The organism is Nocardioides hankookensis, from assembly GCF_042658885.1.
Lineage (GTDB): Bacteria > Actinomycetota > Actinomycetes > Propionibacteriales > Nocardioidaceae > Nocardioides > Nocardioides hankookensis.
The window spans coordinates 23,084-48,199 of record NZ_JBHSRJ010000009.1; the positions used below are offsets into that span (position 1 = coordinate 23,084).

23 protein-coding genes are annotated in these 25,116 nt (G+C 71.8%); 10 read left to right on the forward strand and 13 right to left on the reverse strand.

Annotated elements, in window-relative coordinates; genetic code table 11:
- Nucleotides 1-4 precede the first annotated feature (4 nt).
- From ACFPYL_RS19550 to ACFPYL_RS19565, 4 genes are read right to left on the reverse strand one after another with little or no spacing between them, the layout of a single operon-like run.
- Nucleotides 5-676, reverse strand: a complete 672-nt coding sequence (locus ACFPYL_RS19550; protein WP_379158233.1) for a hypothetical protein — start codon at nucleotides 674-676, stop codon at nucleotides 5-7.
- Nucleotides 677-702: 26 nt separating this feature from the next.
- The gene (locus ACFPYL_RS19555; RefSeq protein ID WP_379158236.1) at nucleotides 703-2,103 is read right to left on the reverse strand and encodes a glycine--tRNA ligase; all 1,401 of its coding nucleotides are present in this window, start codon (nucleotides 2,101-2,103) and stop codon (nucleotides 703-705) included.
- A 58-nt stretch (nucleotides 2,104-2,161) separates the two neighbouring features.
- A complete protein-coding gene (locus ACFPYL_RS19560; protein WP_379158239.1) occupies nucleotides 2,162-2,482 on the reverse strand; it encodes an antibiotic biosynthesis monooxygenase family protein in 321 nt (106 codons plus the stop codon).
- 19 nt (nucleotides 2,483-2,501) lie between these two features.
- Complete coding sequence (locus tag ACFPYL_RS19565) at nucleotides 2,502-4,271, reverse strand: TolB family protein (protein ID WP_379158241.1); 1,770 nt, start codon at nucleotides 4,269-4,271, stop codon at nucleotides 2,502-2,504.
- 158 nt (nucleotides 4,272-4,429) lie between these two features.
- On the opposite strand from ACFPYL_RS19565, the gene ACFPYL_RS19570 reads away from it, so the two are divergent.
- From ACFPYL_RS19570 to ACFPYL_RS19585, 4 genes are read left to right on the forward strand one after another with little or no spacing between them, the layout of a single operon-like run.
- Nucleotides 4,430-5,335 carry a metal ABC transporter substrate-binding protein gene (locus ACFPYL_RS19570; protein ID WP_379158244.1) on the forward strand — a complete coding sequence of 302 codons (906 nt, stop codon included), beginning with the start codon at nucleotides 4,430-4,432 and terminating at the stop codon, nucleotides 5,333-5,335.
- Nucleotides 5,332-6,123 (forward strand): metal ABC transporter ATP-binding protein, encoded by a 792-nt coding sequence (locus tag ACFPYL_RS19575; protein WP_379158246.1) that lies wholly within the window; start codon nucleotides 5,332-5,334, stop codon nucleotides 6,121-6,123. The genes ACFPYL_RS19570 and ACFPYL_RS19575 overlap by 4 nt, the downstream gene beginning before the upstream one ends.
- The gene (locus ACFPYL_RS19580) at nucleotides 6,120-7,127 is read left to right on the forward strand and encodes a metal ABC transporter permease (RefSeq protein WP_379158249.1); all 1,008 of its coding nucleotides are present in this window, start codon (nucleotides 6,120-6,122) and stop codon (nucleotides 7,125-7,127) included. Before ACFPYL_RS19575 ends, ACFPYL_RS19580 begins: the two co-directional genes overlap by 4 nt.
- Nucleotides 7,114-7,536 (forward strand): Fur family transcriptional regulator, encoded by a 423-nt coding sequence (locus ACFPYL_RS19585; RefSeq protein ID WP_379158252.1) that lies wholly within the window; start codon nucleotides 7,114-7,116, stop codon nucleotides 7,534-7,536. Before ACFPYL_RS19580 ends, ACFPYL_RS19585 begins: the two co-directional genes overlap by 14 nt.
- A gap of 17 nt (nucleotides 7,537-7,553) precedes the next feature.
- On the opposite strand, the gene ACFPYL_RS19590 is transcribed toward ACFPYL_RS19585, so the two are convergent.
- Both ACFPYL_RS19590 and ACFPYL_RS19595 read right to left on the reverse strand, forming a co-directional pair.
- Nucleotides 7,554-8,159 (reverse strand): hypothetical protein, encoded by a 606-nt coding sequence (locus ACFPYL_RS19590; RefSeq protein WP_379158255.1) that lies wholly within the window; start codon nucleotides 8,157-8,159, stop codon nucleotides 7,554-7,556.
- A 29-nt stretch (nucleotides 8,160-8,188) separates the two neighbouring features.
- Nucleotides 8,189-8,770: an RNA polymerase sigma factor gene (locus tag ACFPYL_RS19595; protein ID WP_379158258.1), complete on the reverse strand. Its 582-nt coding sequence runs from the start codon at nucleotides 8,768-8,770 to the stop codon at nucleotides 8,189-8,191.
- A 100-nt stretch (nucleotides 8,771-8,870) separates the two neighbouring features.
- Between ACFPYL_RS19595 and ACFPYL_RS19600 the strand changes: the two genes are divergently transcribed.
- Nucleotides 8,871-9,422 carry a hypothetical protein gene (locus tag ACFPYL_RS19600; protein WP_379158261.1) on the forward strand — a complete coding sequence of 184 codons (552 nt, stop codon included), beginning with the start codon at nucleotides 8,871-8,873 and terminating at the stop codon, nucleotides 9,420-9,422.
- 156 nt (nucleotides 9,423-9,578) lie between these two features.
- Here ACFPYL_RS19600 and ACFPYL_RS19605 read toward each other — a convergent pair whose 3' ends face one another.
- The 6 genes from ACFPYL_RS19605 to ACFPYL_RS19630 all read right to left on the reverse strand — a co-directional run bounded on the left by ACFPYL_RS19605 (nucleotide 9,579) and on the right by ACFPYL_RS19630 (nucleotide 16,937).
- A complete protein-coding gene (locus tag ACFPYL_RS19605; protein ID WP_379158264.1) occupies nucleotides 9,579-11,150 on the reverse strand; it encodes a sensor histidine kinase in 1,572 nt (523 codons plus the stop codon).
- Nucleotides 11,147-11,935, reverse strand: a complete 789-nt coding sequence (locus ACFPYL_RS19610) for an isoprenyl transferase (protein WP_379158267.1) — start codon at nucleotides 11,933-11,935, stop codon at nucleotides 11,147-11,149. The genes ACFPYL_RS19605 and ACFPYL_RS19610 overlap by 4 nt, the downstream gene beginning before the upstream one ends.
- Before the next feature lie 15 nt (nucleotides 11,936-11,950).
- Nucleotides 11,951-13,579 carry a PAS domain-containing sensor histidine kinase gene (locus tag ACFPYL_RS19615; protein ID WP_379158270.1) on the reverse strand — a complete coding sequence of 543 codons (1,629 nt, stop codon included), beginning with the start codon at nucleotides 13,577-13,579 and terminating at the stop codon, nucleotides 11,951-11,953.
- A 17-nt stretch (nucleotides 13,580-13,596) separates the two neighbouring features.
- Nucleotides 13,597-15,219 (reverse strand): sensor histidine kinase, encoded by a 1,623-nt coding sequence (locus ACFPYL_RS19620; RefSeq protein ID WP_379158273.1) that lies wholly within the window; start codon nucleotides 15,217-15,219, stop codon nucleotides 13,597-13,599.
- A gap of 96 nt (nucleotides 15,220-15,315) precedes the next feature.
- The gene (gene recO, locus ACFPYL_RS19625) at nucleotides 15,316-16,056 is read right to left on the reverse strand and encodes a DNA repair protein RecO (protein WP_056150095.1); all 741 of its coding nucleotides are present in this window, start codon (nucleotides 16,054-16,056) and stop codon (nucleotides 15,316-15,318) included.
- 23 nt (nucleotides 16,057-16,079) lie between these two features.
- Entirely contained in the window at nucleotides 16,080-16,937 is an 858-nt protein-coding gene (locus ACFPYL_RS19630) for an alpha/beta fold hydrolase (protein ID WP_379158276.1), read from the reverse strand.
- Between the two features lie 31 nt (nucleotides 16,938-16,968).
- On the opposite strand from ACFPYL_RS19630, the gene ACFPYL_RS19635 reads away from it, so the two are divergent.
- Nucleotides 16,969-19,368 (forward strand): ATP-binding protein, encoded by a 2,400-nt coding sequence (locus ACFPYL_RS19635; protein ID WP_379158279.1) that lies wholly within the window; start codon nucleotides 16,969-16,971, stop codon nucleotides 19,366-19,368.
- On the opposite strand, the gene leuA is transcribed toward ACFPYL_RS19635, so the two are convergent.
- Nucleotides 19,343-21,076 (reverse strand): 2-isopropylmalate synthase, encoded by a 1,734-nt coding sequence (gene leuA, locus ACFPYL_RS19640; protein WP_379158282.1) that lies wholly within the window; start codon nucleotides 21,074-21,076, stop codon nucleotides 19,343-19,345. The two genes, ACFPYL_RS19635 and leuA, sit on opposite strands and share 26 nt — an antisense overlap.
- A 655-nt stretch (nucleotides 21,077-21,731) precedes the next feature.
- Here leuA and ACFPYL_RS19645 point away from each other — a divergent pair.
- The 4 genes from ACFPYL_RS19645 (at nucleotide 21,732) to ACFPYL_RS19660 (ending at nucleotide 25,105) form a co-directional block, all read left to right on the forward strand.
- Nucleotides 21,732-22,976: an HNH endonuclease signature motif containing protein gene (locus ACFPYL_RS19645; protein ID WP_379158284.1), complete on the forward strand. Its 1,245-nt coding sequence runs from the start codon at nucleotides 21,732-21,734 to the stop codon at nucleotides 22,974-22,976.
- Nucleotides 22,977-23,125: 149 nt separating this feature from the next.
- Nucleotides 23,126-23,722 carry a carboxymuconolactone decarboxylase family protein gene (locus tag ACFPYL_RS19650; RefSeq protein WP_379158287.1) on the forward strand — a complete coding sequence of 199 codons (597 nt, stop codon included), beginning with the start codon at nucleotides 23,126-23,128 and terminating at the stop codon, nucleotides 23,720-23,722.
- Between the two features lie 2 nt (nucleotides 23,723-23,724).
- Entirely contained in the window at nucleotides 23,725-24,606 is an 882-nt protein-coding gene (locus ACFPYL_RS19655) for an RNA polymerase sigma-70 factor (protein WP_379158290.1), read from the forward strand.
- A 16-nt stretch (nucleotides 24,607-24,622) separates the two neighbouring features.
- Nucleotides 24,623-25,105 carry a flavodoxin family protein gene (locus ACFPYL_RS19660; protein WP_379158293.1) on the forward strand — a complete coding sequence of 161 codons (483 nt, stop codon included), beginning with the start codon at nucleotides 24,623-24,625 and terminating at the stop codon, nucleotides 25,103-25,105.
- Nucleotides 25,106-25,116 lie beyond the last annotated feature (11 nt).

Consider the following 25,116-nt stretch of genomic DNA (forward strand, 5'->3'; position numbering starts at 1 on the left):
CCGGCTACTGCTTCTTCTTTTTCTTCTTCTCGGGCTTCGGCGGGACGTACTTGGTGATCTCGCCGGTCCAGATGATCGGGTCGAAGGTCTCCTCGGGGCGGAAGCTGACCGCCTCGAGCTGGCCGTGGTCGGGTGCGAGGTAGACGAGGCAGACGTCCGCGGTCGCCCCGGGGCCGAACGGCTTCGGGAGCGCCGTGCTGGGGCAGGCCTCGAACGAGCTCGCGAACGGCGTCGACTCGAGCAGGAGGTTGTCCTCGTTGACGACGTACAGCGGGACCCGGCGGCCGCCGAGGTCGGACTCACCGACGTTCTTCACCTTCACGTGCACGAAGTACGGCGTCGACTTCTGCTGCGCGTCGGTCAGCTGCCAGGCCGACAGCGTCTTCTTGGTCGTCGTCTGCTCCAGCTTGGTGACCGTCAGGTCGAGCACGCCGACCTCGTCCTGGCGCGGCTCGTAGGCGACGATCCCCTGGTCGCCGACCTCCAGGTGGGTGCCCTGCGGGGTCAGCGTGACCCCGTCCGGGACCGGCAGGTACGGCGTCTCGCTCGCCGACGCGCTCGCGCCGCCGGACTTCTCCCCGGACGAGTCCGAGCCCGGGTCGCTGCCGGAGCAGCCGGCGAGCAGGCCCGCCGACAGGAGGAGGGCGAGGGACGGCCCGAGCAGACGAGGGATCACCCCGCCATTCTGCATACGCACGTGCCTCAGCAGCCGACGAAACGCTCGGCGAAGTACGCCACTGCGCGATCGAGGCTGATCCGCTCCTGCGCCATCGTGTCGCGCTCGCGCACCGTGACCGCGTCGTCCTCGAGGGTCTCGAAGTCGACGGTGACGCAGTACGGCGTACCGATCTCGTCCTGGCGGCGGTAACGGCGGCCGATCGCGCCGGAGTCGTCGAAGTCGACGTTCCAGCCCGCGCTGCGCAGCTGCATCGCGAGGTCCTTGGCCTTGGGCGACAGGTCGGCGTTGCGCGACAGCGGCAGCACGGCGACCTTGACCGGCGCGAGGCGCGGGTCGAGCTTGAGCACGACGCGCTTGTCGACGCCGCCCTTGGTGTTGGGCGCCTCGTCCTCGGTGTAGGCGTCGACGAGGAAGGTCATCAGGCTGCGCGAGAGGCCGGCCGCCGGCTCGATGACGTACGGCGTGTAGCGCTCGTTGTTGGCCTGGTCGAAGTACGACAGGTCCTGGCCGGAGTGCTTGGCGTGCGTCGTCAGGTCGAAGTCGGTGCGGTTGGCGATGCCCTCGAGCTCACCCCACTCGGAGCCGGCGAACTTGAAGCGGTACTCGATGTCGACGGTGCGCTTGGAGTAGTGGCTGAGCTTCTCCTGCGCGTGCTCGTAGTGGCGCAGGTTGTCGGGGTCGATGCCGAGGTCGACGTACCAGGCGGTGCGCTGGTCGATCCAGTACTGGTGCCACTCCTCGTCCTCGCCCGGCTTGACGAAGAACTCCATCTCCATCTGCTCGAACTCGCGGGTGCGGAAGATGAAGTTGCCCGGCGTGATCTCGTTGCGGAAGCTCTTGCCGATCTGCGCGATGCCGAACGGCGGCTTCTGGCGGCTCGAGGTCACCACGTTGGCGAAGTTGATGAAGATGCCCTGGGCGGTCTCGGGGCGCAGGTAGTGCAGGCCGCTCTCGTCCTCGATGACGCCGAGGTAGGTCTTGAGCAGGCCGGAGAACTGGCGCGGCTCGGTCCAGGCGCCGCGGGTGCCGCAGTTGGGGCAGGCGACCGTGGACAGGTCGACGGAGTCGGGGTCGTCGAGCCCCTTCTTCTCCGCGACCTCCTCCTGGAGGTGGTCGTAGCGGTAGCGCTTGTGGCACGACTGGCACTCGGTCAGCGGGTCGGTGAACGTCTCGACGTGGCCGCTGGCCTCCCACACCTGGCGCGGCAGGATGATGCTCGAGTCGAGGCCGACCATGTCGTCACGCATGGTGACCATGGACTTCCACCACTGGCGCTTGATGTTCTCCTTGAGCTCCACGCCGAGCGGGCCGTAGTCCCAGGCCGACCGGGTGCCGCCGTAGATCTCACCGCACGGGTAGACGAATCCCCTGCGCTTGGCGAGCGAGACGACGTGGTCGACGGTGGACGGGGGCGGCTTGGCCACGATGGAGCTCCTGCGGGTCACGGCCGGCTGGCTGCCGGTCAGGGGAACGTGCGAGCGTTCAGCCTAACGACCGGGGCGACTCGATATTGAGGGTGGTGCCCGGGCCCACCAGCTCGTACGCCGACGGCTCCTCGATCGCCCGGCCCAGCACCATCACGGCCCGCAGCTTCACGTCGTACGACGAGAGCGCGCGGCGGTAGCTGCCGACGTTCTCCCAGCGGGTGCTGAGGACCCACAGCTCCGGGTCGTCGACGTTGCGGCCGATCTCGCCGCCGGCGTACCCGGCGCAGGCGGCGAGCGCCTCGTGCGCCGTCGCGAGGTCGGCGCGGAAGGTCTCGCCGTCGGCGACGGGCACGCGGAACCGGTTGACGACGATCACCCGCGGGACGCTACCGGGGTCAGTCGAGGAACTTGCGGAAGAGGTCGTTGCCGAACGCGTTGTTGTCCTCCGGCGCGAGGTTGGTGGCAGCCGAGAGGAAGTAGACGGACCTGCTGTCCGGCGCCCATGCCGCGCCGCTGGTGCCGCCCAGGCCGAAGAGCGTCGAGCGGCTGCCGGCGTTGATGCCGTTGGGCAGCACCGACACCAGCTGCACCGCCCCGGAGCCGAGGTCCTTCACGTAGATGTCGGTGTAGGTGTTCTTGTCCACGGTCCCGCTGACCAGGTCGACGGCGTTCGAGGAGAAGAGGATCTTCGACCCGTCCGGCGACCAGCTCGGTGAGTCGCTGCCGTTGACGCCGAGCGGGAAGCCGCCGTCCTTGCGGACCGAGACGGCTTGGACCGCGCCGCTGGAGAGGTTCTTCACGAACACGTCCGCGTAGGCGTTGTCGTCGCCGGTCACCAGGTTGGTGGCCGTCGAGGCGAACGCGATCCGGGAGCCGTCCGGCGACCACACCGGCCGGTCGCTGGAGTTGTTGGCCTGCCCGCCGGTCGGCGTCGTCGACACCCGGGTGATGGCACCGCCCGGGAGCGACTTCACGAAGATGTCGCGCGAGGCGTTCGTGTCGCCGGGGACGAGCTCCTTCGAGTAGGACATGAACGCGACCCGCGAGGAGTCCGGGCTCCAGACCAGGTCGTCGGCGTCGAGCGGTCCGGTGCCGTCGCTGGGCAGCACGCCGGCGCCGTTCGCGCTCACCGGCACGTACGTCGTGGTGCCGACCTGCCAGGCGAACGCCTGGAGGCTGCCGTTCGTCGTGGACGCACAGGGCGAGACCCCGGCGCAGCCGTTGAGGTAGCGCGAGGTGAAGGCGAGCCAGGACTGGTCGGGCGACCACGCCGCGTCGTACACGCCGGCGGCGATGAAGCCGACGCTCTGGTCGCCGAGGTCCTTGGCCAGCAGGTAGGGGCCGGAGCCGCCGGAGTAGGAAGAGGCGTCGATCAGGTTGTTCGCGTACGTCGTGAAGAGCAGCTCGTGGCCGTTCGGGTTCCATCGCAGGACGCGCGCCTCGCTGGTGTAGCCGGCGTCGTTGCCGAGGGTGCCGCCCGCCGACCGGTCCACCGCGACGATCGCGCCGGTGGCCAGCGTCTTCACGTAGAGGTGCAGCAGGCCGTCGGCGACGCCCGGGACGAGGTTGGTCGCGTCGGACCAGAACGCGACCCGGGTCCCGTCGGGCGACACGGCGGCGGAGTTGAGGTCGTGGCCGTCGGCGCCCGCGCCGGACGCCGACGTGTTGACCTGCGAGATCGGTCCCGTGGCGTACGCCGCGCCGCTCGAGCCCGGCCCGGCAGCCTTGGTCAGCACGACGCGGTCGACGTACACACCCCGCCGACCGGGAGCCGTCACCGTGATCCGGACCTTGCCCGACCCGGAGAAGCCCACCGTCCGGAGTGCGACCTTCCGGGCGGCGGTCGAGACCTTCCTCGTCCGCTTGCCCACGGCCACCTGGACCGTCCCGCGCCCGGGGCCGACCTGGAACGTGACCGCGCCACCGGCACCGGCGGTGACCTTCGTGGTCAGCGTCGCCTTCTTCTTCGTCGACCGGGAGAGCGTCGCGCGGTAGGCGCCCTTCTGCCGGACCGACGACCAGCCCTTCGAGCGGGCCAGCTGCCGGTCGTCGATCGTCGTCGACGCCGCCCGGTGGGCTGACGCCGGCGCGGCGGACGCCGCGACCGGGCCGGCGAGCACGGACAGGGCGACGGTGAGGGCGAGAGCGGGACGGGACGCGCGCATGGGCTTCCTTCGGGACCGGGACACGGCCCCGAGCGAGCCGGCCCCAGCAACCTACGAATCCGGGCGAGCGCCGGTTAATGGCCCGCGTGGGTCATCCGCGTGGCAGGTCCGACTCCCTGAGTTGACAATCATTCTCACTTCACCTGAGAATCGTTCTCATGAAGAGACTCGCCGCCGCGTCTGCCGGCGCCGCCCTGCTCGGCTCGGTCGTCCTGAGCGGGTGCGCCGCGTTCACCGACGACTCCGCCACCTCCGCCGACGGCGTGCAGGTCGCGGCGGCGTTCTACCCGCTCCAGTACGTCGCCGACCGGGTCGCCGGTGGCCACGCCGACGTCGAGAACCTCACCGCCCCCGGCGGCGAGCCGCACGACCTGGAGCTGACCCCCAAGGAGACGGCCGACGTCGCCGGCGCCGACCTGGTGCTCTACCAGCGCGGCTTCCAGCCGTCGGTCGACGACGCCGTCGACGAGAACGCGACCGGGGACACCCTCGACGTCGCCGACCTGGTCGACCTGGTGCCGTTCCGCGACCACGGGGTCGACTCCGACGAGCTGGACCCGCACTTCTGGCAGGACCCCGTCCTGCTCGCCGACGTCGGCGACGCCGTCGCGAAGCAGCTGGCGAAGGTCGACCCGGACCACGCCGACGACTACACGGCGAACGCCGCGGACCTCCGCTCCGACCTGGAGCAGCTCGACCAGGAGTACCAGGCCGGGTTGACCGGCTGCGAGCGCAGCACGGTCGTCGTGAGCCACGACGCGTTCGGCTACCTGCAGCGGTACGGCATCACGATGGAGGCGATCCTCGGCCTCTCCCCCGACGCCGAGCCCACTCCGGCCGACCTGGCCCGGCTGGAGAAGCTGATCCAGGAGGACGGCGTCACCACGGTCTTCTCCGAGTCGCTGGTCAGCCCCGAGACCGCCGAGCAGCTCGCCCACGACACCGGCGTCACCAGCGCGGTGCTCGATCCGATCGAGGGCCTGACCGACGAGACCGCGGACGAGGACTACCTTTCCCTCATGCGCTCGAACCTGTCCGCCCTCGAGGAGGCGAACGGCTGTTGAGCTCCTCCGTGGTGCAGCTGACGGACGGGGCGGTCGCGATCGCCGGCCGGCCGATCCTGCGCGGGATCGACCTGACCGTGCGGTCCGGGGAGTTCGTGGCCCTGATGGGCGCCAACGGCTCCGGGAAGTCGACCCTGGTGCGAGCCCTCACCGGGCTGCGGCCGCTCGCGTCCGGGTCGCTGAGCCTCTTCGGCACGCCGCTCGACCGGTTCCACGACTGGCGGCGGATCGGCTTCGTCCCGCAGCGCGGCGGTGCCGCGTCCGGCGTACCCGCCTCGGTGTGGGAGATCGTCGCCTCCGGCCGGCTCACCCACCGCCGGCTGCTGCGGCCGCTGAGCCACCGCGACCGGGCCGCGATCTCCGAGGCTCTCGAGGTCGTGGGTCTCTCCCACCGCGCACGTGAGGGCGTGTCCACGCTCTCCGGAGGACAGCAGCAACGGGTGCTGATCGCCCGGGCGCTCGCCGGGGACCCGGACCTCTTCTTCCTGGACGAGCCGACCGCCGGGGTCGACCTGCCCAACCAGCAGGTGCTCGCCGACACGCTCGCGACGCTCTCCGAGCGTGGCTCCACGATCGTCCTGGTCGCCCACGAGCTCGGTCCGATGGCGCCGCTCATCGACCGTGCGGTGGTGATGCGCGACGGCCGGGTCGCGTACGACGGGCCGCCGCTGACCAGCCACGAGGTGTACGAGCCCGACCACGGGCACCACCACGCCGCACCCGAGCGCCACGACCACGCGCCGCACGTCGCGTCGCCGCTGGACCTGCACCAGGAGCACGACCGATGAGCGACTTCGTGGATCTCCTGGGCTACGGGTTCATGCAGCGCGCGATCATCGCGGCGCTCTTCACCGGCCTGGCCGCCCCGGCGGTCGGGACCTACCTGGTGCAGCGACGCCAGGCGCTGATGGGTGACGGCATCGGGCACGTCGCGGTCACCGGTGTCGCACTCGGGCTGCTGACCGGGACGTCGCCGACCTGGACGGCCGTCGTCGTCGCGGTGCTGGGCGCCGTCCTCATCGAGGTGATCCGCGAGCGCGGGCACACCAACGGCGACGTCGCGCTCGCCCTGCTCTTCTACGGCGGCCTCGCGGGCGGCGTGCTGCTCACCGGCCTGGCCGGCCAGAGCGCCGCCCGGCTCCAGAGCTACCTCTTCGGCGCGATCACGACGACCTCGATCTCCGACGTGATCGTGGTGATGATCCTGGCCGCGGTGGTCGTGCTGGTCTGCGTCGGCCTCTCCCCGCAGCTCTTCGCGGTCGCGCAGGACCAGGAGTTCGCCCGGGTCGCCGGTCTGAACATCCGGTTCTACAACCTGCTGGTGGCCGTGCTCGCGGCCGTCAGCGTCACGGTGGCGATGCGGACCGTCGGGCTCCTGCTCGTGTCGGCCCTCATGGTGGTGCCGGTGGCCACCTCCCAACAGCTCACCCGGTCGTTCCGGAGCACGCTGGGTGCGGCGATGGTGCTCGGCATGCTCGCCTCCGTCGGCGGGCTGCTGCTCTCGGCGTACGCCTCCAACTACGGACGCGTCGCCCCCGGTCCGACCATCGTGCTGCTCGCGCTCGCCGGCTTCGTCGTCGCCTGGCCGGTCGGCGTGTGGCTGCGGTCGCGCCGGCGGCTGCGTCGGCCCTTCCCGGTCGTCGAGGTGGCGCCCCACCAGACGATCGACGAGCACCCGCACGCCCACGGCAAGGACTGCGGGCACGTCGCGGTGCCGCACGGCGACCACGTCGACTACGTCCACGGCGGGCACCGGCACGCGCCGCACGGGAAGCACTATGACGAGCACTGAGAAGAGCACTGAGAAGAGCACTGAGAAGAGCAGCCTCCGCCCCACCCGTCAGCGCCTCGCGCTGATGCAGGCGATGGCGTCCTTCGGCGACTTCCGCTCCGCCCAGGAGATCCACGAGCTGCTCGGCGAGCGCGGCGAGCAGGTCGGCCTCGCCACCGTCTACCGCACGCTCCAGCGGCTGGCCGATGCCGGCGAGGTCGACGTGCTCCGCACCGAGGACGGCGAGGCGATCTACCGTCGCTGCTCCGACAGCCACCACCACCACCTGGTGTGCCGCTCCTGCGGCGCCACGGTCGAGGTCGAGGGTCCGACCGTCGAGCGCTGGACGAGCAGCATCGCCGCCGAGCACGGGTACGCCGACGTCAGCCATGCGCTGGAGATCTTCGGGACCTGCCCGCGCTGCCGGTAGCCGGCGTACCCCTCCCCTCAGCCGAGCCGGAGGATCTCCAGGATCCGGTTGAGCAGGGCGACGAGCTGACCGAGCGCACCGAGGCCGTCCAGCAGGCCGGTGACCGCGCAGAGCAGGTTGCCGAGCAGGTTGCCGGCGCCGGTGGCGGCGACGATGGTCAGCACCACCCGGTCGAGGTGCACCCGGAGCCCGAGCAGGTCCAGGTCGAGCGGTGCGAGCACCAGGTTGAGGATCGAGCAGGTGGCGGCCAGTGCCGCGCGGTCGCCGGCCCGCGCGGGCGCGCCGTTGATCGACTTCACGCGCACCGTCTTCAGCTGGGCGAACCTGCTGGTCGACCCGTTCCTCTCGTGCACGACGCCCTGCACCAGGCCACGGACGAACACCTTGCCGTCGTGGCGTGCGAACCGGAGCGGCACGAACGAGCCGGTGACCTGACGGCCGCTGCCGGTGTGGCCGACCAGCCGCGAGGTGAGCTGGCCGGCTGCCGTCTGGGCGACCGGCTGCTTCGCGGTCGAGGAGCGGGTGTCGCTCGCGTCGGCGGACTGGAAGCCGACCAGGCAGAGGGCCAGGGCGAGGAGGACGGCGGTGAGCCGGCCGGTGGGTGATGCGAAGAGCTTGGACATGGGTTTCCTCCCGAGAGTTGTCTTGCCCCTCACATGCCGTCAGCGCCGCGCAGCGTTACATCGGCGGCCAGCCGCTGGCGCAGGCGCCGCAGGCCGCGGTGGTGCGCGACGCGGACGGCGGTCGCACTGATGCCCAGCGCGCGGCTGGTGGTCGCGACGTCCAGGCCGACCACGTCGAGGCACGCGACGACCTGGGCCTCCCGCTCGGGCAGCGTGCTCACCAGGCTCCGGGCCAGGTCGTCGCCGGCGACCTGCGCGGCCGGGTCGCCGACGTCGGCTCGCGTGCCGGCGAACTCCAGCTGCTCGGGGCCGAGGGGCGTCGTACGCCGGGTACGCGACGCGCGATGGCTGTGGCGGGCGACGTTGCGGGCGATCCCGAAGAGCCAGCCGGCGAAGTCGTGACGGTCGCCCTCGAAGTCGGCGAGCCGCCGGGCCGCGGTCAGCCAGGCCTCGGCAGCGATGTCCTCGGCATCGGCCGACCCGTCGGGACGGTGCACGTGCCGGAGCCACACCACGAGCCGCTCCGCGTGGTCGCCGTACAGCTCGGCCCACGCCGACTCGTCGCCCGTGCGGGCACGCGCGACGAGCTCGTCTCCCTCAACGCGCGCCATCAGCTGCCAGCCTCCCGAGCAGGCCCCCGCTCGGACTGTGCCCATCCGGACGGGGCGTCACCCGTCCCCGAGATCACGGGTTCCGTGGCATCGTCGGGGCATGTCCCGTCCCCGGTCTCGTCGGCAGCTGCGACGCGACCTCCGCGCGGACACCTCCCGGCGCCGTACCGACCCCGACCTCACCGACCGGCTCGCCGCCGAGGCCGCGGCGTCCGAGCCGGCGCCGACCGCTCGACGCCGGCCCCGGGTGGCCATCGCGGTCGCCTCCGTGGTCGTCGCGGTGCTGGCCGTCCTCGGCATCGCCGCCGCCACCGACGCCTCGTGGGCACCCTGGTCGCCGGACGACCCCGTCCCGACCTCCCCGGTCACCCCGACCGCGACGTCGCCCACGCAGCCCGCGCCGACGTCGGGCCCACCCACGACCGCGCAGTCCGCCGAGCCGAGCGCGACGCCGACACCACGCGCCACGGACAGCGCCACGGACAGCGCCACGACGGACCGTCCGACACCTGCGCCGCCGACGTCCTCGCCGTCGCCGTCCGCGCGCCAGCCGAGCCCGACCGCCCTCCCCACCGTGCCGTCGCTGCCACTCTCCGGATCGGCGACGCTCCCGCCGCTACCGACCGTCTCGCTCCCCGTCGGCGGCCGCTGAGGCCGAGTCGATGGCCGACGGCGGCCGACTCACCGGCTGGTCATCGCACGACGCGAGGCCAGCAAGCCGCGCTCGTCGCCCTGCCTTCGCTGCGGGGGTTTCGAGACGGGCCTGGCGGCCCTCCTCAACCACCGGGCGCTCATCGCCCGAGACCGGCTAGCGAGGCATCCGCACCCGGAAGACGCTGCCCTGGCCGACCGCGCTGTCGACGTCGATGCGGCCCCCGTGGGACTCGACGATGTCCTTGGTGATGCTGAGGCCCAGGCCGGCGCCGGCGACAGCGCGGCGCGCGGCGTCCTCGGTGCGGAAGAAGCGGGTGAAGAGGCGTTCGCAGTCGTCGGGCGCGATGCCGATGCCGGTGTCGGCGACCTGGATCTCGACCCAGTCCAGGTCGGTGCCGAGCTGGACGGTGACGCGGCCGCCGGGCTCGGTGTACTTGATGGCGTTCGAGACCAGGTTGTCGACGACCTGGGCGATCCGCTGCGCGTCCATGCGCACGGGCAGCCGCTCGGGTGAGGAGAGGACCAGGTCGATGCCGGCGCTGTCGGCGACCGGACGGGCGGCCTCGACCGAGTCGACGACGATCCCGGCGAGGTCCGCCTGCGTGCGGGTGATCGGCATCGGGCTGCCGTCGCGCTGGGCGGTGTCGAGCAGGTCGCCGATCAGGCGCCGGAGGCGTTCGGCGTTGCGGTGCACGACCCGCAGCTGCTCGACGGCGTGCGGCGGCATCGTGTCGTCCTCCTCGAGCAGCTGGACGTAGCCGACGATCGAGGTCAGCGGCGTACGCAGCTCGTGCGAGACCAGTGCCACGAACTCGTCCTTGACCTGGAGCGCCCGCATGAAGTCGGTGACGTCGGTGTAGGCGAGGGCGGCCCCGGCGAACTCCCCGTCCTCCGTGCGCACGGTCCGCGCGGAGACCGACAGCGCCCGCCGTGTCGCCGGCTCCTCGCCGATCCACATGCGTACGTCGTCGAACTCCTCACCCTGGCTGGCGCGATGGGTCGGCATCCGGTCGGAGGCCATCAGGGTCCGGCCGTCGACGTCGAAGACCTCGCCCAGCTGTCCGGCCTGGCCCGCGTGGCCCTGCGGGTAGCCGACCTCCATGAACTCCTGGTGCCGACGGTTCATGCCGACGTAGTGCCCGTCGCGGTCCAGGAGGAGCAGCCCGACGTCGACGGTGTCGAAGATCGCCTGGCTGACCCGACGCTGGTGCTCGATCGTGCCCTCGTGCACCTGCACGCGCTCCATGCCATCGGCGACGACGAGCGCGGCCACGACCACCACCAGCGCGATGAAGAGAACGCGCGGGACCATGACATGGTCGCCGTTGCTGTAGACGGCACCGGGGACGACGAGGAAGAGGACGGTGGACACCCCGGCGATGACGGCTCCGAGCCGCCCCCACTGTCGCCCCAGCCAGAGGGCGGGGAAGACGGCGAGCAGGCCGTTGCCGCCCTCGGGGGCGAGGCGGGTCACGCCGACGACGGCGATCGACCCGATCGGCATGACCAGCGCCCACCTCGGGTCCACGCGGTCCCACGGGACGACGACGGCGAGCACGAGCAGCACCACCGCCCCGACCAGCCCGAGGCCCGGACCGCTGAGCAGTCCGAACCGCGAGCCGAAGATCACGCGCAGGCCGACGTCGATGGCGTACAGCACGCTGAAGAGGACCTGGAAGCGACCGGGGTCGGCCATCCAGGCCAGCGACCAGCTCCGACGGGTCACTGCTGCGCTCCGCCGTACCTGCGGTCGCGTCGCGCGTACAGGTCGATGGCCTGCCACAGGTGCCGACGGTCCACGTCGGGCCAGAGCACGTCGGTGAACACGAGCTCGGAGTACGCCGCCTGCCAGAGCATGAAGTTGGACAGCCGCTGCTCCCCCGACGTCCGCCAGATCAGGTCCGCGTCGGACTGCTCGGGGACGTAGAGGTGTCGCGCGAAGGTCTTCTCGTCGACCTTCTCGGGGTCCAGCCGCCCGGCCGCGACCTCGCGGGCGATGCTGCGGGCCGTGTCGGCGAGCTCGGCGCGGCCGCCGTAGTTGACGCACATGGTGAGGGTGAGGACGTCGTTCTTCCTCGTCAGCTCCTCGGCGACCTGGAGCTCGCGGATCACCGACTTCCACAGTCGCGGCGCGCGGCCGGCCCAGCGGACCCGGACGCCGAGCTCGTGCATCTCGTCGCGGCGGCGGCGGATCACGTCCCGGTTGAAGCCCATCAGGAACTTCACCTCGTCGGGCGAGCGGCTCCAGTTCTCGGTGGAGAAGGCGTACGCCGAGATCGCCTTCACGCCGATCTCGATGGCGCCCTCCACGACGTCGAAGAGGGAGTGCTCGCCCTGCTCGTGCCCCTTGGTCCGGGGCAGGCCGCGCTCCTTGGCCCAACGGCCGTTGCCGTCCATGACCACGGCGACGTGCCGGGGCACCAGGTCCTTCGGGATCGCCGGCGGTCGCGCGCCCGAGGGATGCGGGGTGGGTTGGCGGACGGAGCGCTTCACGGGGTGGAGCCTAGCCACGCCGACCGGTGGAGCTCAGGAGGCGAGGCGGACGACCTCCACGGGAAGCACCACGCGGAACTCGCTGCCCCGACCCAGCTCGCTGGCGACCTGGATCGCGCCGCCGTGCCCCTCGATGATCTGCTTGGTGATCGCGAGCCCCAGACCCACGCCCCGGATCGCCTGGTCCGCGGCCTGCTGGGTCCGGAAGAACCGGTTGAAGACCTGCTCCAGGTCGTCCGGGGCGATGCCCATGCCGGTGTCCCGTACGACGAGCTCGACCGCGTCCGCCCGCTCGTCGAGCGTGACGTGCACCGAGCCGCCCCGCGGCGTGTACTTGATCGCGTTCGACACCAGGTTGTCGACCACCTGGGCCAGCCGCACCTGGTCACCGACCAGGCCCACCTGGGTCGGCAGCTCGGCCCCCAGCGCGATGCCGGCACCCGCCGCGTGCGGGCGGGCGGACGCGATCGCCTCGGCGACGATGCTGGCCAGGTCGAGGGGTGCCGGGTCGAGGCTGAGCCCGTTGCTCGTGACCTGTGCGGCCTCCAGCAGGTCGTCGACGAGGATCCGCAGCCGGTCGGCGCTGCGGGCCACGACGCCGAGCTGCTTGAGCGCGATCTCGGGGAGGTCGTCCCGTTCGTGCAGCATGCTGACGTAGCCGTAGATCGAGGTCAGCGGCGTCCGCAGCTCGTGCGAGACCAGCCCGATGAACTCGTCCTTGACCGCCATGGCGCGCATCAGGTCGGTGACGTCCGTGCCGGCCAGGGCCGCGCCGATGAAGGCGCCCGACTCGTTCTCGGCGTGCCGGGCGGTGACCGAGACCGCCCTGCGGGTCCGCGGGTCGTCGCCCGACCACATCAGGAAGTCGTCGAACTCCTCGCCGCGCGCGGCCCGCGAGCTCGGCACCTCGTCGGCGCGCAGCGGCGTGACGCCGTCGGCGGCGAAGCAGTGGCCCGGCCACTCCAGGCCGGCGCCGTCCGGCAGGCTGAGCGAGACGAACTCGCCGTACTGCTGGTTCATCGCCAGCAGCCGCCCGTCGCGGCCGAGCAGCATCAGCCCGACCCCCGCGGCGTCGAAGATCGCCTGCGAGGTGTGCTGGTGCGCCTTCAGCTCGGCCTCGCCGCGCTCGGCGCGGGCCTGGGCCGAGCGGGCGACCTCGAGCCCCGCGGAGATCGCGAGCGAGCTGACGCCGGCGATCAGCGGGATCATCACGAGGTAGGTCAGCGCGACGCCGTGTGCCCCGTGGTAGCCCAGACCGGGGACCGTGACCAGCACCAGGCAGGCGACGACCGACACGAGGGCGCCCCACTCGCCGTACCGGCGGCCCAGCCACAGTGCGGGCAGCACGACCAGCAGGCCCAGCCCGCCGTCCTCGTTGGTGAGCAGGGCGACCCCGACCACCCCGATGTCGAGGATCGCGATCGCCGAGATCGACGTACGACGGCGCGAGCCCGGCACGCACCACGACAGGACCGTCAGCAGCACGGAGAGCAGGAGCGCCCGCACCACCCAGCTGTCCGGGGCGACCGGGACGCCGCCGAGGACGCGCAGGCCGGCCTCGACCGCGAGCAGGACGGTGAACCCGAGCTGGAGGATGCGTGGGTCGGGCTCACCGCGGAGCCAGACCAACCGCCAGAAGGCGGCGCCGACGGCGTGGACCACGCTCCTCGCGCCCGCCCTCACGACGCCATCCGTTCGGCCTGCATCGGCAGGACGACGCGGAACTCGCTGCCGCGACCGAGCTCGCTGTCGACCTCGATCAGGCCGCCGTGGCTCTCCACGATCGACTTGCTGATCGAGAGACCGAGCCCGACGCCCTGGATGGCGCTCAGCGTGGCCTCCCGGGTGCGGAAGAAGCGGGTGAACAGCTGGCCCTGGTCCTCGCGCTTGATCCCGATGCCGGTGTCGCGCACCCGGATCACCGCGCAGGCGCCGTCGACGCTGGCGCGCACGTGGGCGCGGCCGCCGGAGCCCGTGTACTTGATCGCGTTCGAGACGAGGTTGTCGACGACCTGCGCCAGCCGTTGCGGGTCGCCGGTGAAGGCGATCGCCTCGGGCACCTCGACCTCGAGGTGGACGCCGGCGCGGGTGGCGCTCGGGCGGGCCGCGACCACGGACTCCCGCACGATGACGGCCAGGTCGGTGCCCTGCTCCTGGAGTGGCACCGGTCTCCCGGAGTGCTGCACCTCCTCGAGCAGGTCGCCCACGAGCCGCTCGAGCCGCTGGCCGTTGCGGGCGACCACCTCGAGGTGCTTGCGCAGCAGCGGGTCGAGGTCGGCGCGCTCCAGGGCGACCGAGACGTAGCCGACGATCGAGGTCAGCGGCGTCCGCAGCTCGTGCGAGACGAGGGCGATGAAGTCGTCCTTCACCTGGAGCGCACGCATGAAGTCCGTGACGTCGGTGTAGGAGACGGCAGCGCCGATGAGATCGCCGTTCGGGTCCTCGACCCGGCGGGCGGAGATCGACATCGCGCGCCTCGACTGCTCCTCGCCGCCGATCCAGACCCGGACGTCGTCGAACTCCTCGCCGCGCCGCGCGCGTGCGGTCGGTACGTCGTCGATGTGGAGCTGCGTCGTGCCGCACTCGTCGTAGACCTGGGGGTCGCTCAGGTCGCCCGCGGGGTAGGCGAGCTCGGAGAACTCGGCCAGCCGGTGGTTGATGAGCAGCGGTTGGCCGTTGCGGTCGAGCAGGGCGAGGCCGACGTCGACGGCCTCGAAGATCGCGGACGCCGAGCGCCGGTTGCGCTCGATCACCTCCATGGCGGCCTCGAGCTCGGTCTCGCGCGCCTCCGCCTTGCCCTGGGCGGCGTTGGCGGCGGTCAGGGCAGCCGTGGTCGCGAACGCGCCGAAGCCCGCCAGCGCCGGCAGCACCAGCAGGCGCTCGACGGTGACCAGGTCGGCGCCGTGCGAGAGGAGGCCGGGGACGGTGATGAAGGCGATCGTCGAGGTCGTGGCGAGCGCGGCGCCCCGCAGGCCCAGCTCGAGGCCGAGCCAGATCGCGGGGAGCACCACCAGGGGCGAGGCGGCGTCGAAGTCGGACCCCTCGGCCAGGGCGCCCAGGGCGGCGATGTGGACGACGGCCAGCCCCCGGGCCAGCACGGGCAGGCGGGAGGCGGGCGCCGCCAGCACGACGGCGGCCCCGACCACGGACAGCGCCACGCCCGCGACCGGCCAGGAGAGCAGGCCGACCGGCCCCTCGCCGAGCACGCGGAGCCCGAGCGCGACCAGCAGGATGAGCGTGAACGACGACTGGAGCACGCGTGGATCCGGCTCCCCGGCGTTCCAGAGCAGGTGGGTGATCACCCACCTGCAGCGTTGAGTCCAGCCCCGCACCTGGTCCTCCCCCGATTCCCGTCGGGTCCTGGATCGGCCGAGTGGGCCGGGACCTGAGCGGTCGGGTCAGCGCTCGACGTACGCGAGCGACTTGAGCGCCCGCTCGAGGTGCCAGGCGAGGTACGCCGCCACGAGGCTGCTCGCCTCCTTGAGCTGCCGCGGGTGGGCCGCGTCGACGACCGCCCAGTCGCCGCTCAGCAGCGCGGCCAGCAGCTCGACCGTGTCGGGCGACGGGTTGGCCGAGCCGGGCACCCGGCAGGTCGCGCACAGCACGCCGCCCATCGACGGGTTGAACCAGCGGTGCGGGCCCGACCCGGGGTTGGGCACCGTCCCGCAGCGCGCGCAGTGCTCGAACGACGGCGCGTAGCCGGCGACCGCGAGCGAGCGCAGCAGGTAGGAGTCGAGGACCTGGCTCGGGCCGTGCTCCCCCGCGGTCATCGCGCGCAGGCCGCCGACGAGCAGCAGGAACTGCTGCACCGAGGGCTCCCGCTCCTCGGTGACCAGCCGGTCGGCGGTCTCGAGCATCACCGTGCCGGCGGTGTAGCGGTCGTAGTCGAGGCCGAGGCCCTTCGCGTACGGCGTGATCGTCTCGGCCTGGGTGATCGTGTCGAGGTTGCGCCCCTCGGCGAGCTGGAGGTCGACGTGGGTGAACGGCTCCAGCCGCGACCCGAACCGCGACGTCGTACGCCGCACACCCTTGGCGACCGCGCGCACCCGGCCGTGCTGCCGGGTCAGGAGCGTGACGATGCGGTCGGCCTCACCCAGCTTGTGGGTGCGCAGCACGATCGCCTCGTCTCGGTAGAGCACCTCCCCATTGTGCCGGGGCGGCCTCAGGAACCGGTACGACGGCGACGGCGTGGCGTGCGCCAGCAGGCGTGGGCGAGCTCGACGGCGGCGCGGTCGAGCCGCGCGGGCCGCAGCCGCCACTCGAGCGGCGTCCGGGCGGTGAGGAACGTGGACCGCGGCAGCTCGCCGGCCAGCATCTCCGCGTCGGCCAGCGGGCGCATCGGGTCGAGGGCGTGGCCGACCACCAGGGCGGGCACGTCCATCCGGCGCCGCTCGCGCGCGGACGGGGCGGCACGGCCGAAGAAGAGCCCGTGCACGAGGGCCGCCACCGCGCCGGGGCGTTGGTCGCAGGTGTCGAGGGCGATCCCGGCCCAGAACGGCACGATGCCGCGCGGCACCGGGCGGGTCGCCCGCCGCAGCGCCGAGACCACGAACGGCGCGAACCGGGCGGTCAGGAGCAGCGGCCCGAAGGTGAGGACGCCGGCCTCCACCCCGTTGTCGAGGATCGGCGCCTCGAGGATCAGCCCGCGCACCCGGGCCGGGGCGATCGCGGCGGTCTCGAGAGCGGTGTTCGCGCCGAGCGAGACGCCGCCGACCACGGCCTGCGCCGCGCCGAGGTGGTCGAGAAGCGCCACGACCTGCTCCGCGAACGCGGTCACCGAGTAGGCCTGCGGGTCGGCCGGGCGGTCGGACCGGCCGTGGCCGAGCGGGTCGAGCGTGACCACGTGGAGGCCCTCCGCGGCCAGGACGCGGGCCAGTGGCTGCTGCATCCGCCGGGGCAGCAGCTCGGCCGGGAGCAGCACCACCCAGGCGTCCCCGTCGCCGTACTCCGTGAACTCGAGCCGGTCGCGACCCGTGTCCGTCTCCACGAAGAGCTGACCGATCCGTTCCGACACCAGCATGCAGCCCACCCTAGGGTGCGACACTTCCGCCATGTGGAACCTCGGTCGCGGCCAGCTCGTCCTGCCGACGACCGTCGGGGTGCTCGTCCTCGTCTTCGGGGCGGGCGCGCTGGCCATCGCGTCCGCACCGGCGGACACCCCCGTGGCCATCTGGTGGCCGGCCGCGGGCATCTCGGTCGCCCTGCTCGCGCTCGCACCGCGGCGCTGGTGGTGGTGGCTGACCGTCGGCGTCGCCGTGGCGACGGGTGCCGCGAACCTGGTGATGGACCGCCCCCTCGACCTGGCTCTCTGGCTCGGCGTCGCGAACGCCGGCGAGGCGTACGTGGCAGCGTCGTTCCTGCGCTGGCGAAGGCGGCCGCTGCGCGAGCTCGCGGGCCTCGACGTCTTCCTGCGCCTCGTGGCCGCCGCCGTGCTGGGCGGCGTCACCATGGCGCTGGTCGCCGCGACCGGGATCCTGGTGCTGACGGACGGCTCGTTCACCCAGACCCTGCGCTCGCTCTCCCTGTCGCACGCCGCGTCGACCCTGGTGGTGCTGCCGATCGTGATGGCGCCGGCGATCCGTCGCCAGGCACGGCTGGCCTGGGAGCTGCCGCTCCAGCTGGGCATCCTCATCGCGGTGACCGTGCTCGTGTTCGCGCCGGGCCAGACGCTGTCGCTGGAGTTCCTGCCGCTGCCGTTCCTGATCGGCGCCGCCCTCCGCTTCGACCTCGGGATCGTCGCGTGGGAGCTCGCCGGCTTCGCGGTCTTCGTGATCCTGACGAGCTCGGCCGGGCACGGGCCGTTCGGCTTCGACTTCGAGCGCGGCGAGGTGAGCGGCCTCGGCATGGGCGCCGTGCTGCAGGCGTTCGTGGTGGCCACCGCGCTGATGACGCTGCCGCTCGCGATCAGCGTGGAGCAGCGCCGCCGCCTGCTGGAGCAGGTCAGCAGCAGCGAGAAGCTGACCAGCGCGACCCTGGACACCGCCGCCACGCTGATCCTGGTGACGGACCTGTACGGCGAGGTGCTCCGGGTCAACGCCGCGACCCTCGCGCTCACCGGCTTCGACGAGCCCGAGCTGGTGGGCAAGGAGATCTGGGAGATGCCGTTCGCCCCGCCCGGCTCCACCGGCTACCCGGCCGGTCTGCCGGAGGCGACGGATGCCCAGGCGAGCCGCGAGACCGACGTCGTCACCAGGAGCGGCGACAAGCGCCGGGTCCTGTGGAACACCAGCTTCGTGCGCGACGACCGTGAGCGCCCGACGTACGTCGTGATCACCGGCACGGACCTGACCGCCGAGCGGACGGCCGCTGGCCTGACGCGGCACCTGCTCGACGCGGCCGCCACGACCGCGATGATCGGCATCGACCCGCGCGGCCGGATCACGGTCTTCAACGCGGGCGCGGTCAACCTGCTCGGGTACGACGCCCAGGACATCCTCGAGACGTCGTTCACCGACCTGCTCGACGTCGACCAGGTGCAGCAGCGCTGCCACGGCGCGACGGGCGACGAGGCCTTCCAGCAGCTCGTGGCCGGCATCGGCGCCGCGGGCGAGACCGCGCCGCGGGACTGGACCTGGATCGGCGACGACGGCCGACGGCACACCGTCTCGATGACGCTCAGCATCGCCGCCGACACGTTCGCGGCGCGGGTCGGCTACCTGTGCGTCGGGCGCGACGTCACCGAGGCGCGGGCCAGCCAGGAGATGCTGATCGCGGCCCTCGAGAAGGAGCGGCTCGCGGTCCAGCGGATGAAGGACCTCGACGAGGCCAAGAACGAGTTCGTCTCGACGGTGAGCCACGAGCTGCGCACCCCCGTGACGAGCATCGTGGGCTACACCGAGATGCTCGAGGACGGCACCCTGGTCGAGCCGGCGCCGGAGCAGCGGCCGCTGCTGCAGAGCATCGCGCGCAACGGCCAGCGGTTGATCCTGCTCTGCGACGACCTGCTGACGCTGAGCGGCATCGACTCCGGCGCCGCCCGCTGGGAGCGCAACGCCGTCGACCTCTCGGCGATCCTGGTCGGCGCCGAGGACGCCCTGCGCGCGCAGCTCGCCGGCCGCGACCTCGAGGTGGTCGTGATGTCGACCGACGGCCCGATCCCGGTGCTCGGCGACAAGGTGCAGCTCGAGCGGGCGCTGACGAACCTGCTCAGCAACGCCATCAAGTTCACCGAGGACGGCGGCCGCATCGAGGTCTCCGCCAAGGTCCACGAGGGCGAGGCGTGGCTGACCGTCAGCGACACCGGCATCGGCGTGCCGCTCGAGGAGCAGGAGGGCCTCTTCCAGCGGTTCTTCCGGTCGTCCTCGGCTCAGCAGCGCGCCATCCAGGGCACCGGGCTGGGGCTGTCGATCGTCGCTGCGATCGTCGCCACCCACGGCGGTGAGATCGACGTGCGGTCCGCCCACCTCGAGGGCACGACCTTCACGATCAGGTTGCCGCTGGCGCGCGGTTGACCGCGCTGATGACCGCCTTGAGGGATGCCGTCACGATGTTCGCGTCCACGCCGACGCCCCAGTAGACCTGGTCGCGCACGAGGCACTCGACGTACGCCGCCGCGAGCGCGTCGCCACCGGCGGAGAGCGCGTGCTCGGCGTAGTCGAGGACCCGCACGTCCCAGCCTCCTCCGTCCGGCTGGGTGGGCAGCTCGTTGATCGCGTTGACGAACGCCGCGATCGGGCCGTTGCCCTCGCCGTGGAGCGACCGGAGCTCGCCGTCGACGTACACGTTGACGTCGAGGGCGTCCTTCTGGCCGGCGGCCGAGGAGGTGTGCACGGAGTTGAGCTTGAGCGGGGTCTCGCGGGTGAGGTACTCCGACGAGAAGACGTCCCAGATCGCCTCCGGCGTCATCTCGCCGCCCTCGGTGTCGGTGCGCTCCTGGATGACCCGGCTGAACTCGATCTGAGCGCGCCGCGGCAGGTCGAGCTTGTGCTCGGCCTTGAGGATGTAGGCGACGCCGCCCTTGCCGGACTGGCTGTTGACCCGGATCACGGCCTCGTAGGTGCGGCCGACGTCCTTCGGGTCGATCGGCAGGTACGGCGCCTCCCACGGCAGCGAGCCGACGGGCACGTCCTGCTCGGCGGCCTGGCGGTCGAGGTCCTCGAGGCCCTTCTTGATGGCGTCCTGGTGGGAGCCGGAGAAGGCTGTGTAGACGAGGTCGCCGGCGTACGGGTGCCGCGGGTGGACCGGCAGCTGGGTGCAGTACTCGACCTTGCGGCGGACCTCGTCGATGTCGGAGAAGTCGACCATCGGGTCGACGCCCTGGCTGAAGAGGTTCATGCCGAGGGTGACCAGGTCGACGTTGCCGGTGCGCTCGCCGTGCCCGAAGAGGCAGCCCTCGACGCGGTCGGCGCCGGCCATCATCGCGAGCTCGGTCGCGGCGACCGCCGTACCTCGGTCGTTGTGGGGGTGCAGCGAGATGACGGTGTTCTCGCGCCGGGTCAGCTGGCGGCCGAACCACTCGATCTGGTCGGCGTACACGTTGGGCGTCGCGGACTCGACCGTCGCGGGCAGGTTGAGGATGATCTCGCGGCCGTCCTCGGGCTGCCAGACGTCACTCACGGCCTCGCAGACCTCGAGGGAGAACGGCAGCTCGGTGCTGGTGAAGATCTCGGGGCTGTACTCGTAGCCGATGACGGTCATGTCGAGCTGGGCCTCGCCGTGCTTCATGACGAGCTCGGTGCCGCGCACCGCGATGTCCTTGATCTCGTCCTTGCTGGCCCGGAAGACCACACGGCGGAAGAGCGGGGCGACCGCGTTGTAGAGGTGGATGTTGGCCCGGGGTACGCCGACCAGCGACTGCACGCTGCGCTCGATCAGGTCCTCGCGCGCCTGGGTGAGCACCGAGATCGTCACGTCGTCGGGGATGTGGTCACCCTCGATGAGCTGGCGGACGAACGCGAAGTCGGTCTCGCTCGCGCTCGGGAAGCCGACCTCGATCTCCTTGTAGCCCATCTTCACGAGGAGCTCGAACATCGTCATCTTGCGCGCCGGGCTCATCGGGTCGATGAGCGCCTGGTTGCCGTCGCGCAGGTCGGTGGACAGCCACCGCGGCGCCTCGGTGATCACCTTCGACGGCCAGGTGCGGTCGGGCAGGTCGATCGGGGGGAACGCGCGGTAGCGCTCGAACGGCATGCCGCTCGGCTTCTGCTGGGGAATGGTCATGGGGTCCTCGCTTCTGAGTGGCGGGGCCGGCGCACGCTCTCACTCCGCAGCGAGGGGGTCCGGCTCTGGCTCAGACCTCGCTGCGGCAGCGAAGGAGGAGGCTGCGCATCGTCATGATGACCCCACCCTAGCCCACGACGCCCCACGGCGGGCCGCGTCTCAGAACGTACGGCGGCCTTCGGGCACGCGGTGGTTGAGGTGCGAGCGGAGCGAGCCTCGAAACCACCACCCCGGGCTTGATCACCGTTGCCTGCGGGTTCGCTCGGATCGGCCGCCGACAGGCTTCCTACACGGGTAAGGCCGGCGGTGGGCTCCGGCCGCTTCCCGGCACACGGTGGTTGAGGTGCGAGCGCAGAGCCTCGAAACCACCACCCCGCGGTCGGTCACCGTTGCCTGCGGGTCCGCTCGGGTTGGCCGCCGACAGGCTTCCTACACGGGCACGTCGGGCTCGTGGCCGGGGCCGCTTCCCGGCACACGGTGGTTGAGGTGCGAGCGCAGCGAACCTCGAAACCACTACCCCGCAGACGATCTCCCTGCGCTGCGGATCCCGCGGGCTCGTGGTTGGGCCGCATCCCGGGCTGCGGGTCCGCGGAAGTTGGCAGAATTGATGGCAATCTTTGCTCGCACATCTGTTCGAATCGTGGTAAGATCGAGCATGGCTCGACGCACCCGGACCCAGGACCCGCAGTTGCGGGACCTGTTGGCGTGCGCGACCGAGGCCGACCTCGCCGAACGACTCGCCGCAGCGAAGAAGTTCGAGCTCGCCGCCCGGTGGGCCGAAGCGCACCCGGCACCGGTCGAAGACAGCCCGGTCGACGAGCTGGGTGAGCTGGTGATGTTCGGCGACCAACCGATCGCCCTGGCCGGCGAGGGTGCACCCGGGATGAGCGAGTTCGCGGTCGCGGAGTTCGCCGCCGCGGTCGGGATGACGGCGTACCAGGGTCGGGCTTTCCTGGGTGCCGCGTTGGAGGCGAAGTACCGGCTCCCGAAGATCTGGGCGCGTGCGATGGCTGGTGAGGTCGCGGTGTGGAAGGTGCGTCGGGTCACCGACCGCACCCGCCGCCTCGACCCCATCGCCGCGGCTCACGTGGACGGTGAGCTGGCACCCGTGCTGGGGTCGTGCTCGTGGGTGGCGGTCGAGAACGCGGTCGAGACCGCTGCTGCGGAGGCGGACCCCGAGCACGCCGAAGGGGTACGGCTGGACCGGACCCAGTCCCAGCACCTCGACATCGGTCTCACCGTCACCCACCTCAACGACGGCCTCGTCCCCATCAGCGGACTCCTGGACTACACCGACGCCCTCGCGCTCGAGGCACAGATCAAGGCCGGCGCCCACGCCCTCCTGGTCGTGCACCCCGAGCTCGACCTCGACATGCGCCGTGCCATGGCCGCCGGACAGCTCGGCGGCGACGCAGCGGTCCCGCGTGAGGTGGTGATCTATGCCCACCACCAGCCCGACGAGGCCCACGGCATCGTGACGGTCGAAGGTGGTCACCTGCCCTACGCGACCATCGAGCAGCTGTCTGAGTGGTGCACCCAGCAAGGCACGAAGGTGTCGGTCCGGCCGGTGTTGGACCTGTCCGAGGAGATCAGCACCGACGCCTACGCGCCGACCGCCCGACAGCGAGAACAAGCGATCCTCACCACGCCGACGTGCGTGTTCCCGCACTGCAGCAAGACCGCCAGGGGCTGCGACCTCGACCACATCACCGCCTACAGCCAGGGCGGCAGAACCACGTCATGGAACCTCGCACCGCTGTGCCGCTACCACCACCGGGTCAAGACCTTCGGCGGCTGGACCTACCACCGCACCAGCCGCACCGGCTTCCTGTGGACCACCCCGAAGGGCCGCACCCACCCCGTCGACTTCGACGACCACCGACGGCGACGAACCCGCTGACCCCCACCCCACCGGCCACGGCCGGTGGGGCCACAGTCACGCCCCCGGAGTACGGCCGGGACCACCACGAACCGCGGCGCTGGGCGCATGTCACAACTCCGGGTCGGGCGGCGTCTTGATGGCGTACCGAACCCACCGAGGAGGACGAGATGACCGGAACGACCCGCATCCCCGTGGCCGAGATCACCGGCTTCAAGGGCATGCTCATCAAGCGCTTCGCCAAGAAGACGCTCGGACAGTTGCCGACGTCGATCGGGGTGTACTGGCACCACCAGAAGGTGCTCATGGACATGGCCGCAGTCGGCGGCAAGGTCAAGAAGTGGGACGCGTGCGACGAGCAGCTCAAGTCGTTCGCGCACATGGCGGTCGCCTCGCGCGTCGGGTGCACGTGGTGCCTCGACTTCAACTACTTCGAGGCGCACAACCAGGACCTCGACATGGTGAAGGCGCGCGAGATCCCGCGGTGGCGGGAGTCCGACGTGTTCTCGCCACTGGAGCGCGAGGTGCTCGCGTACGCCGAGGCCATGACGGAGGTCGAGCCCACGGTGACCGACGAGATGGTGGCGTCCCTGCGTGCCGCGCTCGGCGACGCCGCGGTGATCGAGCTGACGGCGGTGGTCGCGTTCGCCAACTTCACGACCCGCGCCAACGTCGCGCTCGGCATCGAGTCCGACGGCTTCGCGGCGGCGTGCGGCCTCGCACCGATGGCCCAGCCGACGACACCGCGAGTGGTCCTAGGGTCGTGAGCGTGACCGAGGACCCGTTCGTCGCCCACCGGGGCCTGCTGTTCACGATGGCCTACGAGCTGCTGGGCTCGGCGGCGGAGGCCGAGGACGTCGTGCAGGAGACCTGGATCCGCTGGGACGCCCTCGGCGAGGCGGCCCGGGACGAGGTCGTGGCGTCGCGTGCGTTCCTGGTGCGCATGGTCACCCGGAAGGCGCTGGACAGGCTGCGGGCGAACTCGCGCCGCCGGGAGCAGTACGTCGGTGAGTGGTTGCCCGAGCCGGTGCTCACGGCACCGGACGTCGCGGACGACGTCGAGCTCGCCGAGAGCGTCTCGTTCGCGATGCTCACCGTGCTCGAGACGCTGAACCCGACCGAGCGTGCCGTCTTCGTGCTGCGCGAGGTCTTCGACGTGCCGTACGCCGAGATCGCCGATGCCCTCGACAAGTCCCAGGCCGCCGTGCGCCAGATCGGCCACCGGGCCCGCGAGCACGTCGCGGCGAGACGCCCCCGGATGGAGGTGAGCCCGCGCGAGCAGGAGGAGGTGGTCGAGCGGTTCCTCGCCGCCGTGGCCGGCGGAGACCTCCAGGGCCTGCTGGACGCGCTCGCACCGGACGTCGTCCTCGTCGCCGACGGGGGCGGGATCGCCCAGGCGATCAGGCTGCCGGTCGCCGGTGCCAAGAAGGTCGCCAACCTGCTGCGCACCTTCCCGAAGTTCGGGGCCGGGGCAAGCCTGGTGCCGATCACGCTCAACGGCGCGCCCGCGGTCAAGGTGGTCGGGATCGACGACGGCTTCGACACCGCGATCAGCTTCGCCGTCGAGGGCGGCCTGATCACCCGGATCTTCGCGGTCCGCAACCCGGCGAAGCTCAGTGGCCTCGACGTCGAGGCGACCCTGAGCCGTTAGGTGGCAGGCTGGGCGCATGGCTCGCCTGCTGGTCGTCCACCACTCCCCCACGCCGACGGCGCAGGCACTGACCGACGCGGTGCTGGCGGGGGCCCACGACGACGCGATCGAGGGCGTCGAGGTCGTCGTACGACGTGCGCTGGAGGCAGGCGCGGAGGACGTGCTGGCGGCGGACGGCTACCTGCTCGGGACGACCGCGAACTTCGGCTACATGAGCGGGGCGCTCAAGCACTTCTTCGACACGATCTTCCTCGAGGCTGGCGGCGCGCTGTCCGACGACGGGTCGGCGGCCGGCGCGAGCGGCGGCAAGAAGCCGTTCGGGCTGTGGGTGCACGGCCGCTACGACACGACCGGCGCGGTCCGCTCGGTGCTGTCGATCGCGGGCGCGCTGCCGTGGTCCCAGGCCGCCGACGTCCTGGAGGTGCTCGGCGACGTCGGCGAGCCGCAGGAGGAGGCGGCGTACGAGCTCGGCGGGACGCTCGCCGCCCTGCTGAGCTGAGCGGGATACGA